This window comes from Microcystis sp. BLCC-F209 (assembly GCF_041928595.1).
Lineage (GTDB): Bacteria > Cyanobacteriota > Cyanobacteriia > Cyanobacteriales > Microcystaceae > Microcystis.
This window is the reverse complement of sequence record NZ_JBHFLL010000305.1, coordinates 1-15,351: the sequence shown is the minus strand read 5'-3', so window position 1 is coordinate 15,351 and position 15,351 is coordinate 1. Positions and strand designations below refer to the sequence as shown.

The 15,351-nt window shown below is 44.2% G+C and carries 13 protein-coding genes; 2 read left to right on the top strand and 11 right to left on the bottom strand.

The window, feature by feature from the left end; genetic code table 11:
- Positions 1-1,377, bottom strand: a complete 1,377-nt coding sequence (locus tag ACE1AQ_RS19935) for a cobyrinate a,c-diamide synthase (protein WP_110543898.1) — start codon at positions 1,375-1,377, stop codon at positions 1-3.
- Positions 1,378-2,007: 630 nt separating this feature from the next.
- Between ACE1AQ_RS19935 and pckA the strand changes: the two genes are divergently transcribed.
- Complete coding sequence (gene pckA / locus ACE1AQ_RS19930; RefSeq protein WP_110543900.1) at positions 2,008-3,687, top strand: phosphoenolpyruvate carboxykinase (ATP); 1,680 nt, start codon at positions 2,008-2,010, stop codon at positions 3,685-3,687.
- Between the two features lie 315 nt (positions 3,688-4,002).
- Here the strand turns inward: pckA and ACE1AQ_RS19925 are convergent, their stop codons facing one another.
- The 8 genes from ACE1AQ_RS19925 to ACE1AQ_RS19890 form a co-directional block, all read right to left on the bottom strand.
- Complete coding sequence (locus ACE1AQ_RS19925) at positions 4,003-5,226, bottom strand: NAD(P)/FAD-dependent oxidoreductase (protein WP_008201464.1); 1,224 nt, start codon at positions 5,224-5,226, stop codon at positions 4,003-4,005.
- Between the two features lie 21 nt (positions 5,227-5,247).
- Positions 5,248-5,946: an urea ABC transporter ATP-binding subunit UrtE gene (gene urtE, locus ACE1AQ_RS19920; protein ID WP_008201463.1), complete on the bottom strand. Its 699-nt coding sequence runs from the start codon at positions 5,944-5,946 to the stop codon at positions 5,248-5,250.
- A 47-nt stretch (positions 5,947-5,993) separates the two neighbouring features.
- On the bottom strand, positions 5,994-6,740 hold the full coding sequence (gene urtD, locus ACE1AQ_RS19915) for an urea ABC transporter ATP-binding protein UrtD (RefSeq protein WP_002777291.1): 747 nt from the start codon (positions 6,738-6,740) through the stop codon (positions 5,994-5,996).
- Between the two features lie 163 nt (positions 6,741-6,903).
- Positions 6,904-8,058: an urea ABC transporter permease subunit UrtC gene (gene urtC / locus ACE1AQ_RS19910; RefSeq protein WP_008201458.1), complete on the bottom strand. Its 1,155-nt coding sequence runs from the start codon at positions 8,056-8,058 to the stop codon at positions 6,904-6,906.
- A 3-nt stretch (positions 8,059-8,061) separates the two neighbouring features.
- Positions 8,062-9,222, bottom strand: a complete 1,161-nt coding sequence (locus ACE1AQ_RS19905; RefSeq protein ID WP_110543902.1) for a branched-chain amino acid ABC transporter permease — start codon at positions 9,220-9,222, stop codon at positions 8,062-8,064.
- A 94-nt stretch (positions 9,223-9,316) separates the two neighbouring features.
- Positions 9,317-10,633, bottom strand: a complete 1,317-nt coding sequence (gene urtA, locus ACE1AQ_RS19900; protein WP_008201455.1) for an urea ABC transporter substrate-binding protein — start codon at positions 10,631-10,633, stop codon at positions 9,317-9,319.
- A gap of 365 nt (positions 10,634-10,998) precedes the next feature.
- Positions 10,999-11,274 carry a TMEM165/GDT1 family protein gene (locus tag ACE1AQ_RS19895; RefSeq protein ID WP_002732425.1) on the bottom strand — a complete coding sequence of 92 codons (276 nt, stop codon included), beginning with the start codon at positions 11,272-11,274 and terminating at the stop codon, positions 10,999-11,001.
- Between the two features lie 344 nt (positions 11,275-11,618).
- Positions 11,619-11,951: a TMEM165/GDT1 family protein gene (locus tag ACE1AQ_RS19890; protein ID WP_008201452.1), complete on the bottom strand. Its 333-nt coding sequence runs from the start codon at positions 11,949-11,951 to the stop codon at positions 11,619-11,621.
- Between the two features lie 195 nt (positions 11,952-12,146).
- Here ACE1AQ_RS19890 and ACE1AQ_RS19885 point away from each other — a divergent pair, with 195 nt between their 5' ends.
- The gene (locus ACE1AQ_RS19885) at positions 12,147-12,752 is read left to right on the top strand and encodes a VWA domain-containing protein (RefSeq protein ID WP_008201450.1); all 606 of its coding nucleotides are present in this window, start codon (positions 12,147-12,149) and stop codon (positions 12,750-12,752) included.
- A gap of 49 nt (positions 12,753-12,801) precedes the next feature.
- Here ACE1AQ_RS19885 and glgA read toward each other — a convergent pair whose 3' ends face one another.
- Together glgA and ACE1AQ_RS19875 are read right to left on the bottom strand one after the other, a co-directional pair.
- The gene (gene glgA, locus ACE1AQ_RS19880) at positions 12,802-14,229 is read right to left on the bottom strand and encodes a glycogen synthase GlgA (protein WP_008201448.1); all 1,428 of its coding nucleotides are present in this window, start codon (positions 14,227-14,229) and stop codon (positions 12,802-12,804) included.
- Positions 14,230-14,813: 584 nt separating this feature from the next.
- Positions 14,814-15,143 carry an NAD(P)H-quinone oxidoreductase subunit M gene (locus tag ACE1AQ_RS19875; RefSeq protein ID WP_002738864.1) on the bottom strand — a complete coding sequence of 110 codons (330 nt, stop codon included), beginning with the start codon at positions 15,141-15,143 and terminating at the stop codon, positions 14,814-14,816.
- Positions 15,144-15,351 lie beyond the last annotated feature (208 nt).

Sequence of the window (15,351 nt, the reverse complement as noted above, 5' to 3'; positions counted from 1 at the left end):
TCAGCTTAACGCAGCTGTTCGGAAAAAATCAAGGCCGGCAGCTAAAAATTTTTTCGGCAGGCCCAGATTAGCCCCAAAATGTAGGTGGAGATAGGAAGCGTGCAGATTCTTACCTTGCCACCCTTCGGCATTGATAGCACTTTTTGGGAATGCTTGCAGTTGATAAACCGGTGCGTCGCTCACCCCGCTCAATTGGGAGCGATGGAATTCATGGCCGCGCACTGGTTGACCCGGTTTGAGCAGGATCGTCTCCTGTTGGGCGATGGCTTGCCGATAACCTAGGGTTAACTTCGGGGACATTATAGCAGATTGGGGGATTATTTGCAACATAGAATGGTTTTTTTGCTCAAAATCAATTATTTTGTCACATAAATACATTAATCCGCCACATTCGGCGTAGGTGGGCATTCCCGATGCGATCGCTTTTCTCACCTGGGTTAAGATAGGGGTGTTAGCGGCTAATTCCGGGGCAAAGATTTCGGGAAAACCGCCTCCAAAGTACAACCCTTGCAGGTTTTCGGGCAAATTTGCCCCTTGCAAGGGACTCCAAAAGATTAATTCCGCGCCTAAATTGGCTAAAATATCGAGATTATCGGGATAATAAAAGTTAAAAGCCTTATCTCTGGCAATACCGATACGGATAGGGGGAAAAAGCTTATTTGATTCTGTGGGACTTTTCGGGTTCTCTTGGGGAGAAATAGTCAGTAAAGGCAAGAGAATGTCCCAATTAAAGCAGTTTTGGGCAATAGAAGCCAGTTGATCTTGCAGTTCCCTGATTTCTCCTAGTTCATCCCTGGGAACTAATCCTAGGTGGCGATCAGGAATTGTCAGGGAATCTTGACGACGCAAAACCCCGACAATCGGCATATTGATGGATTCTAGGGCGGTTTGCAGTAATTGCAGGTGGCGATCGCTGCCAACCCGATTGAGGATAACTCCGGCTAGATGGAGATTTTTATCTAAAGATTGATAACCGCGGACAATAGCGGCGACAGAGGTAGATAAACGGCTGCAATCGATAACTAACAACAGAGGAAGCCCTAAAATACGGGCAATATGGGCGGTACTGGCATAGTCGGGAAATTGAGTATCGCTTAATTGAATACCATCAAATAAGCCCATGACCCCTTCAATCAGAGCATAATCGACATTTTGACAGTGTTGGGCAAAACAGGTTTTTACATAGTCTTCAGAAGTTAAAACCGGATCGAGATTGCGACAGGGGCGACCGGTAAAATGAGTATGGAACATGGGATCGATATAATCGGGCCCGACTTTAAAAGATTGCACTCGATCGCCACGACTGATTAAATAGGCCAAGATTGCCAGAGTAATCGTCGTTTTACCGACTCCGCTTCTTTCTCCTGCGATGATCATTATTAGTTGTTTTTTTTCGAGATCGAGCTAGACTTAATTAACCTGTTACACAATCAATTCTAAGGCTTGCCAACGGCTAATAGAGTCAATTTTGGACCCTAACTGGTTTCTGTGTCAATCGACTTTTTTTTATTAGCGGTGAAATCGATTTGACCACGTTTAGGATCATTGTCATCATCTCTAGACAACCAGCTATTGTTCTGACGTTTCCCAAAATCAGAGACTTCCTACCTCACAATTAAGATAACTGCTAGATTAGCTGACCAATTTTGTTTAGCTGTTAACTTTTGTAAAAAAAACATTAGCTGTATCCTATTGTATAGCTAGACTAAAAATAGCTAGAAAAAGCAGTTAGATCGGCAAGAGGGAAAAGGTAAAAACCCTGACTGGGAGATGAGGGTTAAATACGCAAATAAGCCTCAATTACCGCTCTAAAGTTGGCTTTACCGACAGCAAAAGACCAGATTAATCAGGGAAATATCGTCAAATAAACTAATCAATATAGTTTCTTAGGTGTCTGGGAGTGAAAAAGACAGAGAACGAAGTTTTTCTAGTTTCTATAACTGCACTAATCAGAGACCTAGAACTTAGCTCTAAACCGACAACTAAATTATCAGGAGAATTGGGGTTATGCTGACTCTACACACGCTGACCAATGATAGTATCTCTTGTCCCTTGTCCGATCGCATGGAGAACGTCAATTTCCACTACGAATTAGAAAATCAAATTCATCCTACCTACGGCCTCGAAAACCTAGGCATGAAAAATCTCGGTCGCGTTTATCGCAATCTTTCCGTACCGCAATTAGTCGAACAGGCGATCAAACGTCATGAAGGCGTTTTAGCCGATAATGGGGCTTTAGTGGTGGAAACGGGTAAATATACTGGTCGTTCCCCTAAAGATAAATTCATTGTCAAAGAAGCCACCAGCGAAAAGGAAATCGACTGGAATCAGCATAACGTGCCGATTAGCGAGGAAAAATTCCAGCAATTATACCGAAAAGTCCTCGCCTATGTGCAGGGAAAAGACCTATATATCTTCGATGGTTATGTCGGGGCCGATCCTAATTATCGCTTTGGCGTGCGCGTTGTCACCGAAATCGCCTATCATAACCTCTTTGCCCATCAGTTATTCCTCCGGCCCAGTGCGATCGAACTAGCTGCCCATGAAACTGATTTTACCGTGATTGCCCTGCCGGGGTTACAAGGAGATCCCGAGGATGACGGACTGAACAGCGAAGCCTTTATCGTCCTCAACCTAGCTAAAAAAATCGTTCTCATCGGTGGCACTCGCTACGCTGGCGAAATCAAAAAATCCGTCTTCTCGATGATGAACTACCTGATGACCAAACAAGGGGTTTTACCGATGCACGGTGCCGCTAACATGGATAAACACGGTCATACGGCCCTCTTTTTCGGTCTCTCCGGTACGGGTAAAACCACCCTTTCTGCCGATCCTAAACGCAGCCTCATCGGTGATGATGAACACGGTTGGTCAGAAGACGGCATTTTTAACTTTGAAGGCGGTTGTTATGCTAAAACCATCCGTTTAAGTGCCGAATACGAACCCCAAATCTGGGCAGCGATTCAATTTGGCACTATTCTCGAAAACGTGATCCTTTCCCCCGATAATCGCCTTCCCGACTACGATGATGGACGTTTGACCGAAAACACCCGCGCCGCCTATCCCCTGCGTTATATCCCTAATTGTGCCGTATCTGGCATGGGGACCCACCCAAAAACTATTATCTTTTTAACTGCCGATGCTTTTGGGGTACTGCCACCAATCGCCAAATTAACCACTGACCAGGCGATGTATCATTTCCTCTCCGGTTATACTAGCAAATTAGCGGGAACAGAACGGGGAATCACCGCCCCACAGGTGACTTTTTCCAGTTGTTTCGGTCAATGTTTCTTCCCTCTCTCACCCCTCGTCTATGCCCAAATGTTAGGGCAACGTTTAGAACAACACCCCGAAACCTCCGTTTATCTGATTAATACCGGTTGGTCTGGCGGTCCCTACGGAGTCGGCGATCGCATTTCGATCAAACACACCCGCGCTATGGTTTCCGCCGCTTTAAATGGGGATTTAGAGGAAGTGGTTTTCCATCCTCATCCCATCTTTCAGGTTCTCGTCCCCGAAATTGTCCCAGGAGTTCCCAAAAAAATCCTCGACCCGCGACAAGCATGGCAAGATGGCGAATCCTACGACCTACAGGCCCGAGAATTGGCCCATCGTTTTGTGGAAAATTTCCGTCAATTTACCACTGCCTCCCAAGAAATAATTGCAGCCGGTCCAATTTGGGAATAACAGCATCAAGGAATCGGTTTTAACGAAGGCAGTATTCAGGAGTCAGGAGTCAGTATTCAGGAGTCAGTATTCAGGAGTCAGTTATCAGCTTCTGAAGGCAAGAGGCAACAGGCAAGAGGCAAAAGACAGAATCTGACAATTCTCCTACCTAAAAAGAAGGTTAGAAACTAAGCACATCAAAGCTTTTAGCTTAACCAATTAGGTCTTAGATTCGGCCCTTGTTGTCAGATGTGAGTTTTCAGTTCACTGTTTACTGTTTACTGAAAAAAGGTTCCCCACTTCCCCACTTCCCCACTTCCCCCTCTCCAGCGCTCTCTACACCCTTCTATTGCCCATGGCTTGTCCGGCGAGATAACCAGTGGTCCAAGCGCTTTGAAAATTAAATCCCCCCGTGACTGCATCGATATCTAGTACCTCCCCGGCAAAATATAACCCCGGACAGATTTTACTTTCCATAGTTTTAAAATCCACTTCCTGAAGATTCACTCCCCCAGAGGTGACAAATTCCTCCTTAAACACCCCTTTTCCTTTGATTTGATATTCCCCTTGCTGTAATTCAATCATTAATCGATTGAGAGTATTTTTAGATAATTCGGCCCAGGGAGTTTCCGAGTTAACAGTCAAGTAACTTAATAAACTCTGCCAAAGACGCTTAGGTAACTGCTCAAAGGGACAATAATTAAAAAGTTTTCTTTTGGGATATTCACTTTTAGTTTGTAAGATAATTTCTCGCAATTTTTCAGGATGATAATCCCCTAACCAATTAATTATTAAAGGCATTCGGTAATGCTGCTCGTGAAGCACCCGCGCTCCCCAAGCAGAAAGTTTTAAAATAGCCGGGCCACTAACTCCCCAATGGGTAATTAACAAAGGTCCGATTTGTTCTAATTTACTTCCCCCAAGACGAACTCGCACTTTATCCACAGTAACCCCTAACAAATCTTGCAGACGAGGATCTGCAATTTGAAAGGTAAATAAAGAAGGGACAGGAGAGACTAGAGAATGACCTAAATCTTGAGCGGTGCGATAACCAAAATGACTACTTCCCGTAGCAATTAAAAGCTTATCTGCCCTAATTTGCTCATCTCTTTTTAATTCAATTAAAAAACTTTCTTCCTGTTTTTTTACCGATTTAACTGGGGAATTTAGCCTTAAATCAACCCCGGCAAAAGTCGCACTTTCCCGCAGACAATTAACAATAGTTTCAGAATTATCGGTGCTGGGAAACATTCGTCCATCCGCTTCTGTTTTTAGTTTTACCCCCCGCAATTCAAACCATTTAATAGTATCTTGGGGTTGAAACCGACTAAAAGCTCCCCGTAGTGCTTTGCCACCGCGAGGATAATAATTAACCAATTGGGAAACATCAAAACAATGATGGGTGACATTACAGCGTCCCCCTCCCGAAATCCGCACTTTCGCCAGAGGTTCTTTGGCAGCTTCTAGGATAGTAACGCCAGCTTTGGGGTTAGATTCTGCCGCTTTAATTGCGCCAAAAAATCCCGCTGCCCCGCCACCAATTACGACTATTTGAGTCATATATCAAGGAAAAAGTTAAGTTTAAACCGCCAAAAATCGCTGAATGACTTCTTGACTTAATTCACTTGTGAAACCGGAAGCAACAATTCCCCCTTTCTGCATGGCGTAATATCGATCAGCTTGGCGGACAAAATGCAGGTGTTGTTCTACTAATAAAACGGCGATTCCTTTGCTGGCAACAATGCGCCGTACCGCCGCTTCAATTTCGAGGATAATTGACGGTTGAATTCCTTCCGTGGGTTCATCTAAAATTAATAATTTTGGTTCCCCCACTAAGGCGCGAGCGATGGCTAATTGCTGTTGTTGTCCACCGCTTAAATCTCCTCCCATCCGCGATAACATGGTTTTTAAAACGGGAAATAAATCGAAGATTTCTTCGGGAATTGTGGCATTTTTTCTTTTTGTGGGTAAAGCTTCCAAACCGAGAATTAAATTCTCTTTTACCGTTAAACGGGGAATAATATCCCTACCCTGCGGCACATAACCCAGTCCTAATCTGGCTCTTTGATCTGAGGTTTTATTAATCAGGTTTTGTTGCTCATAATTAATTGCTCCCGCTCGCGGTTTGAGAATCCCCATCAGGGTTTTTAATAGGGTAGTTTTACCCACGCCATTACGTCCGATTAAACAGACCATTTCTCCCGCATTAATGTTAAGATCAACATCTCTTAAAATATGACTTTCTCCGTAGTAAACATTGAGATCAGATATGTGTAACATTGTCAACCCTTTTTAACTAATTTTAATCATTTTACTCATTTTACTCTTTATTCTTCCGAGGAACCTAGATAAACTTCAATAACTTTCGGATCATTTTGAATTTGCTCCATATTCCCCTCACAGAGAACAGTTCCTTGGTGTAAAACCGTGACTTTGCGGGCAATTTGACGGACAAATTCCATATCGTGTTCAATGACAATAATTGAATGACTTTCCGCTAGATTTAACAACAAATTACCCACGTTTTCCGTTTCCTCATCGGTTAATCCTGCTACGGGTTCATCTACTAGCAGTAAATCTGGTGACTGGGCTACTAATTGACCAATTTCTAAGCGTTGTTTTTCGCCGTGGGACAGTAAAGAAGCGGGTAAATCAGCTTTAGCAGTTAACCCGATAGTTTCCAATAAACCAATAACTTTTCTGCTATCTTCTAGCGGAGGACGACCGAAAAGAGTTGAGAAAACATTTTTATTACGGTTGCTAACTAAATCGAGATTTTCTCGGACAGTTAGATTTAAATATACCCTAGGAGTTTGGAATTTGCGACCAATACCTAAACGAGCGATCGCAAATTCGGGAATTTTGCGGAGATCTCGACCTTTAAATAATACCCGTCCGATGGTGGGTTGCACTTTCCCCGTAATCACATCTAAAAAAGTGGTTTTTCCCGCACCATTGGGACCGATAATCACCCGCAATTCTCCCGTATCCATACTGAAATTAAGATTATTGAGAGCTTTAAAACCCCCAAAACTAACGGTAAGATTCTCGATTTCTAAGATTTTTCCAGTCATAATTTCTAAGAGGGAATTGGTAATTATGAATTATGAATTATGAATTGGGGAGCAGGGTGTAGGGTGTAGGGTGTGGGAAGAATAAATAAAAATAATCTCCTGACTCCTGACGACCCACTCCTGACGACCCACTCCTGACTCGGAGAATACTAACAGAATAAGGTCACTTATGCTCTAATTCTTCTCTTTCCAATTGCACTTCCGGAGCTTCCTCAATACTAGGATAGGTGATTAAAGTTTTGCGGAAACCAAAATGAGTCAGCAAACGTTTAATCCCACCGAGAAGACCATCGGGAAGCACTGTCACCACAATTAGGAATAGGGCCCCTTGGAAAAATACCCAGACTTCCGGAAATTGTTCGCTTAAAAAAGTTTGGGCCATGCGTACTAATAAAGTACCGACAACTGCCCCCACAAGGGTAGCACGTCCCCCCACAGCCACCCAAATCACCATTTCAATGGAAAAAGCCACATCCATAGAGTTAGGGGTGATAATTCCCGTTTGCACGGTATAAAGAGCGCCGGCAACACCAGCAATCGCCCCAGAAATGGCAAAAACTAACACCTTAAACCAAGTAGGATCATAACCGGAAAAACGGACACGCACCTCATCATCGCGAATGGCGACTAACAAGCGCCCAAATCTACCAGTAGTTAACCAACGACAGAGGAGATAAATAGCCAGTAAACAGACAATTGTGAGTAAATAAAAGGCCACTTGAACGGCATCGGAACCCACCAGCAACCCGAAAATTGTTTGGGTATCGGTTTTTAAGCCATTAGTGCCGTTAATTAACTTTTGTTGACCGTTAAAAAAGTTAAAAAATACCAGTAAAGCCGCTTGGGTCAAAATCGAGAAATAAACCCCTTTAATGCGATTGCGGAAGATTAAATAACCTAATAATGCCGCCATAATCGCCGGTACGATAATTAGGGCTAGAATTGTCAAAGGTAGGGAATAAAAAGGTTGCCAAACAAAAGGTAATTCTGTCACCCCGTAGAGAGTAAAAAATTCGGGCAGTTGTCCCGGTGGTAACTGAAGATTTAGGTACATGGCCAAAGCGTAACCACCGAGGGCAAAAAAGATGCCATGACCGAGACTTAATAAACCCGTATAACCCCAGATTAAATCTATGCCCAAAGCGACAATAGCCAGGGAAAGAAATCGCCCCAATAAACGCAAACGGAAAGCCGACAAAGCTAAGGGCAGTAACACCGCAAAGATGACCACTAAACCAACAATAACAGCGATTTCCGTGATTAACTTTTTCTTTTCCCGTTGTCGGGATTCGTTTCTAGTGATGGTTTCGGTAATCATAATCTATAACTCGGCAGTACGTCCTTTAGGAGGGAAAATTCCCGCAGGTTTGAATTGCAAGAAAGCAATAATTAAAGCAAAAATCATCACTTTTGCCATGCTAGTGGTGGAGAAAAAGGTGAAGAAATCCGTTAGGGGTTTTAGTGCTTCTACGGAACCAAAAATCAGGGCAAAAGTTCCCGAACCAATTAAATAATTAGCCACACCAATCGCCATAGCCGCGATAATAGTTCCCAGGAGATTACCAACTCCCCCCACCACCACCACCATGAAGGTATCAACAATATAATTTTGTCCCACGTTTGGACCGACGGAACCCAAGAAACTAATCGCACAACCGGCAACTCCAGCTAATCCCGAACCGAGGGCAAAAGTCAAAGCATCCACTTGATTTGTCGGAATGCCTAAACAGGCACTCATCTGGCGATTTTGGGTGACGGCACGAATGCGTAAACCCCAAGAAGATTTATTTAAAAACCAATAAGTCCCTAACAAACAAAGGGCAGTTAAAATGATAATAAATAGACGGGTGTAGGGCATTTGAAACCCGGGTAAAGGTAAACCTCCCCGTAACCAAGCAGGAGCCGTGACATCGACGTTTCTGGCACTAAACCAGGGTCGAGCGAGAACCGGATTAAAAGATAAAAGATAGCCTAATAATCCAGCGATAGCTAGGGATAAAGGCAGGGTGATACCAATAGCTAAATTGCGAATTCTCTCCCAATCTAAGCGACGAGTTAACAGGGTCATTGCCCCAAAAAATAACAGACAGAAAACTATTAAACTAATTACTAATAACCCGTTGACACTTCTGACAAATTGCTGCAGAATTAAGCTGACTCCCCAAGTGGCCAGCAGCGTTTCTAGGGGTCTGCCGTAGAGGAACCTAATCACCCCCCTTTCTAATAATAATCCCGCCAATCCCGACACTAAAAAAGCGATCGGTAGGGCGAATAAAACATAAGTATCAAAGAGGGGAGAACCGAAACCTTTAAAGACATTCTGCACCACAAAAGTACTGTAGGCCCCTAACATCATTAACTCACCGTGAGCGAGATTAATCACCCCCATCAGTCCGAAAACAATCGCTAGTCCTAAAGCGGCCAGCAATAGCACAGAACCGATGCTAATACCATTAAACAATCCTTCCAATAATGCTGACACTTTTCTTTATTCCTGTGCATTTTTAAGCTTTAAAAAGTGGGGTGAACAGTAATGCCCACCTCACTCTCGTTACTGTCTGGAAAAATTCCTAAAACTAGGATTTTTCCATTTTGAATTTACCGCCCTTGGCCGGATCCGTCCAGTCACAGGCAAAGCCCTTAGTTTCGGGGACAAATTGGTTCCAAGGTTGCGGATCCACTACCCCCGGAGTTGACCAAACGATGTCAAATAGACCATCATCTCTCACCTGACCAATGCGGACGGTTTTGGAGATATGATGATTGGGGAACATTTCCACCGGTCCTTCGGGAGCATCGAATTTTTGTCCCACGGCCGCGGCGCGAACTTTGTCGAGATCATCGGCGGTTGCCGCTTGTTCTACCGCTTGCTTCCAGAGATAGACCATGATGTAGGCCGCCTCCATCGGGTCGTTAGTGACGCGCTCCTGACCGAATTTAGCTCGAAAAGCCTCAACAAATTTTTTGTTAGCGGGGGTATCTACGGTTTGGAAATAGTTCCAACAAGCGTACTGACCGAGGAGATATTCCTTACCGATTTGTTTAACTTCTTCCTCAGCAACACTCACCGACATGACCGGATATTTATCGGGAGTTAAACCGGCCGCTTGCAGTTGTTTGAAGAAAGCCACGTTACTGTCACCGTTGAGGGTGTTGAAAATAACGCCGCCATCGGGTAAAGCTTGCTTAATTTTGGTGATAATCGGGGTAACTTCCGTGTTACCTAGGGGTAGGTAGTCTTCGCCTACGGTTTCGCCGCCTTTCGCCTTTAACTGCTCTTTAATAATCGTGTTGGCGGTGCGGGGAAAAACGTAATCGGAACCGACGAGGAAGAATTTTTTCCCTTTATTTTCCAGCAACCAAGTCACTGCCGGCTCGATCTGTTGGTTGGGGGCAGCACCAGTGTAGAAGATATTTCTAGAACACTCTTGACCCTCGTACTGGACAGGATACCAGAGCATATGGTTTTTGGCTTCAAACACGGGTAAAACCGCCTTACGACTGGCGGAAGTCCAACAACCGAAGACAGTCGCAACTTTGTCCTGATCGATCAGTTTGGTGGCTTTTTCGGCAAAAGTTGGCCAATCGGAAGCGCCATCTTCTACCACTGCCTCGATCTGTTTACCAAGAACACCGCCGGCGGCATTGATTTCCTCGATCGCCAGTTTTTCCGCATCAACTACGCTGGTTTCACTGATGGCCATGGTGCCACTGAGGGAGTGCAGAATACCCACCTTAATTGTCTCTCCAGAAGCCGGGGCGGGACTAGCAGCTGGGCTAGGACTGGCCGTGGGGGTTTGGCTTTGATTGCCACCGCAAGCTTTTAACAGAATACTGGTTCCCAAAGCGGCAGAACCGTACAGGAGAAATCTACGTCGTCCTAAATTTGACATAATGATCTTGAACTAACCTCGCTGACAATATTAGCTACTTCACACGGATGTTTTTGCTGAGGAGATTTTCGGGAATCTTTCTACAAATATCTGTGTGATATTACGGCTAGGTTAGCAGATTTTTTGTAATTTTCGCTACTTTTTGGATGTTTTTTGTAATTTTCGCTACTTTTTCAGGAAAAATTAATTATTTTTCTGGAATTTGCCTCAGTTTTTTAGCTATCAGGAGTCGGGAGACAGGAGGCAGGAGATAGGAGACAGGAGACAGGAGATTATTTCTATTTATTCTTCCGACACCCCACACCCCACACCCCACACCCCACACCCTGCCCCCACCGAAAAGCTTTTTGCCGCAAACCCAATTATCAATCCGAATCTGGCCAAAGCAGCCGGACAGCAAGCAGCGCAAAACCAATGGCCGCTATCGCTTTTAATATCTTAGCGGGGAATAACTGCGCCATACTGCCCCCCGCAAGGACTCCTAAGAAACTGGTGCAGATTAAGGCGGTAATTGAGCCAAAAAAGACAGCTTTAGGTGATTTGGAACTGCCACCGAGAGCGATCGCTACTAATTGACTTTTATCGCCGATTTCTGCTAAAAAAACCGTGATAAATGTCAGTCCGAATAATTGCCAATTCATAAATTAGACCTCTGGTAAAAATTAAAAATTGTCGTGGTTGGTTAGGAGTCAGTAGCCAGTAGTCAGGAGTCAGGAGAATTAGGAATGAAAAATAATCAATTAAATGCTCTATTTAGAGATTTTATGCAACTTAATCCTTATTTTTGACGTTTTTGGACTACAAAAAATCAATTATGCAAGACATTTATTTTAGAGATTGGGGTGACGGGGAGGTGGGGAAGTGGGGAAGTGGGGAAGTGGGGAAGTGGGGGAATGTCAACTAAAACCCTAAAACCCCAAAACCCTATCACCCCAAAACCCTATCACCCTATCACCCTGTCTCCTGAATACTGATCACTGATGGCTTAGAGAATATCGCTGATGAGTAAACCAGTGATCAAAAGGAGAAGAATAGCGACACCGATATCTAAAGTTTTCGGGGAAAGACGTCGAGCAATCCAATAACCGATCAGGACACCGAGGAGACTGGTAGCGATTAAAGCGCTGGCTGCCCCGGCAAAAACCACCCAGGGGGATTGGGATTCGGCACTGATCAAAAGGGTGGCTAATTGGGTTTTATCGCCGATTTCAGCAAAAAATATGGTTAGGAAGGTGGAACTAAACACCGTCCAAAAACTCCAAGAAGGTGGCTGATCTGGCTTTTTTTCGGTTGAGGCGCTCGATTTGCTATCAGTCATCGGCTAAGGAAATAATTTTCATAGTTTTTTCATTTTAGCCCGACCGGTTTTCTGGCGATAGTTTCTGCTGTTGATTACGCTGTCTCCTTCCCCCAATAGTTAAAAAACCCTAGTCGATCGAGGTAGAGTTTCCATCCTAGAGTTTAATAACTATTAGACTAGGACGAGCGCAAATTGCTTGGAGGTATAGCCCCTATGGTAGAAAACAGAGATTATACTCTGATTATTGACAAAAGTGGCAGTATGTCCACTGCTGATAAACCCAGCGAGAAAACCCGTTGGCAAATTGCCCAAGAATCCACCCTCGCCTTGGCTAGAAAGTGCGAGGAAATCGATCCGGACGGCATCACTATCTATCTTTTTTCTGGACGTTTCCGACGCTATGATAATGTTACTTCCGATAAGGTGACACAAATTTATCAAGAAAATGAACCCATGGGGAGGACAGACCTAGCCGCTGTTCTCCAAGATGCCCTCAATAATTATTTTCAGCGCAAAACTGCTGGCAAAACTAAACCCAACGGAGAAACTATTCTGGTGATCACCGACGGAGAACCAGATGATCGCAAAGCGGTAATGCGTCAAATTATCGAAGCTTCTCGAAAACTCGATCGGGATGAAGAATTAGCCATTTCTCTGATTCAAGTGGGCCATGATCGACAAGCGACAGAATTTCTCAAAGCTTTAGACGATCAGCTAGAATCGGCAGGGGCCAAATTCGATATCGTTGACACGATTACTATCGATGATATGGAAGATATGACCCTAGCGGAAGTTCTTCTCAACGCCATTACCGATTAATTGCTGCTGGAGTAGGGGTGATATCTCTCCACCCCTACTCCAGGAGGATTTAACTGCTAGTCAGGGCAACAAATTTATCTTTTTCCTCATCGGATAATTGCTCCGATTGTCCGGTGATTTGTTTGTAGATTTTGAGATATTCCAAAGCGGATTTATACCAACTAAAATCCTGAGTCATGGCCCGTTGTTGTAGTTTTTGCCAATCCTGTTTATAACGGAAACTTTCCCAAGTCCGGATCATACAGGTAAACAGGTCTAAAGGTTCATAGCGATCGAAACTAAATCCTGTTCCTTTTTGCTGAATCGGGTCGTGAAAAGATACCGTATCGACTAAACCACCGGTGCGGCGTACCATGGGAATACAACCGTAACGCATGGCCATTAATTGGGAAATGCCGCAGGGTTCAAAACGGGAAGGCATTAACAAAGCATCGGCCCCCCCATAGATGCGACGGGAAAGGGCATCACTATAGAGAAGATGCAGGGACATTCGCCCCCGGAAACGGGAAGTCATCTCCCACAGTTGGGTTTCATAATAGCGATCGCCTGTACCCAAAATAATCAATTGAGCATCGGTATAGGTGAGAAAGCGATCTAAAATTTGCATCACTAGATCAATACCTTTTTGTTCCACCAAACGCGTCACCATCCCCATGACAAAGGCATTTCTGCTGACCTGTAGCCCCACTTCTTCTTGCAGGGCAATTTTATTGGCCAGACGTTTTTCGATGGTTTCTGGGGTAAAATTCTGCTTAAGATAAACATCTTTAGCCGGGTTATACACCTCCGTATCGATGCCGTTGACAATCCCCACCAGATTGCCGGAAATATAGGACAATAATCCCTCTAAATTTTCGCCATAAATGGGGGTCTGTATTTGACGGGCATAGGTGGGAGAGACAGTCGTGACGCGATTGGCAAATTGAACCGCCGCGGCCATGGTATTATCGCCCTGCATATACCAAGGACACCAAGTCATTTTTTCTAACGCCTCCCGCCAAGGCCCCTGGTAGGCGAGATTATGGATCGTAAAAACGGTGCTAATATCGGGGTCTTGGTGCATCCAGACGGGAATCATGCCCGTATGCCAATCATGACAGTGAATAACTTGCGGTTTCCAGTAGTTCCAAGCGAATTCCGCCGCACCATTCGCAAAAAGGGTAAATCTCCAGGCCTCATCTTCGCCTCCGTAGATATTGCGTCCAGAGAAAGCCAGATGACCAAAGAGGTAGAGGGGAATATCCGTATCGGGTAAAACCGTTTCATAGACTAAAAAATCCTGAAACATGGCGAATCCTGACCAAATAGGTTCGGAAGGGATGTCCATTTTTTCCTGGAGAAAACCGTAGTAGGGCAGAAAAATCCGCACGTCATGACCTAGCTGACGCAAGACTTTCGGTAATGCCCCAATTACGTCTCCCATTCCCCCAACTTTGGCAATTGGGGCGGCCTCGGCACCCACAAATAGAATTCGCATACTCTTCCCGCTTCACTTCACGACGACAAGAAATTTTAACAGATAAAACCCCCCCTAGCAGGATTTGCCAGCCGGTTATTATCGGATTAGCCTAGATTTTTCTTTCACCAACCAGAGAGCCAACGAGGGGCATAATTAGCTTTTTTGGAGATTATTAAGTTTTTTTAACCTTTTTTTGCCGCCTTTTTATTAGGTTTTAGCTGCTCGGCACCGGCCCTGTCTGCTATTGTCAATTTAACCGACATTTCGCCTATCTTCATATACTTTTATATATCTTTACATTCCCCAAACTGTTTTGACGAAAAACCTTCACTGTAGAAACTACTATTGAGAACATTTTCAATAATTGGTTTTTTCTGAGAAAAAAAATGACAATTCTTCACTTGAATAAAAATCAATTATTGTCGCTATATTCCTTACTGGCAAAGGATTGTAGGCTGTTAAGAAGTGCGGAAAGTGGCCCTTAAGGTACATTTCAATCAATCCGATTATTAGGGATGAGTGACGGGCAATTGTTCGCTTCATTGCCGCAATACAACTTCCCCACCCCCTAGGTCTCCGGGTGGGGACTGATGCGGGAGCGTTCACCCTAATTTCGGTAAACCCATACTATAGTTCTGCACTCTGGCGTTGAGATTATAGCTAATTTCGCCTTTTTGCAGGAGAGAACGGATAAAATGTTCCAAATCTGAACCGATGCGACGGAGATTATATTCGCTCAGTTCTTCCCCATTGTACGATTCTACCAATTCATCAAACTTACTATAAACCTTATTGAGAGCCACTTCTTCCCAATTAAATTCATTATCAGGATCCACATCAAGAGTCAAGACATTATTACTCTCGATTAATTGATTATTTTTTACTTCAGCCGTATAAATGCGAATATGACGGGTCGTAGATTTTAACAGCATGGAATCTTCAGGGTAAGTTAGACGCTATGTCTAAGATTTTGCCATGATTTGCGGCAATGGGGAATTGGGAATTATGAATTATGAATTATGAATTATGAATTATGAATTATGAAGTGGGGAAGTGGGGAAGTGGGGAAGTGGGGAAGTGGGGAAGTGGGAATTGGGAATTATGAAGTGGGGAAGTGGGGAAGTGGGGAAGTGGGGAAGT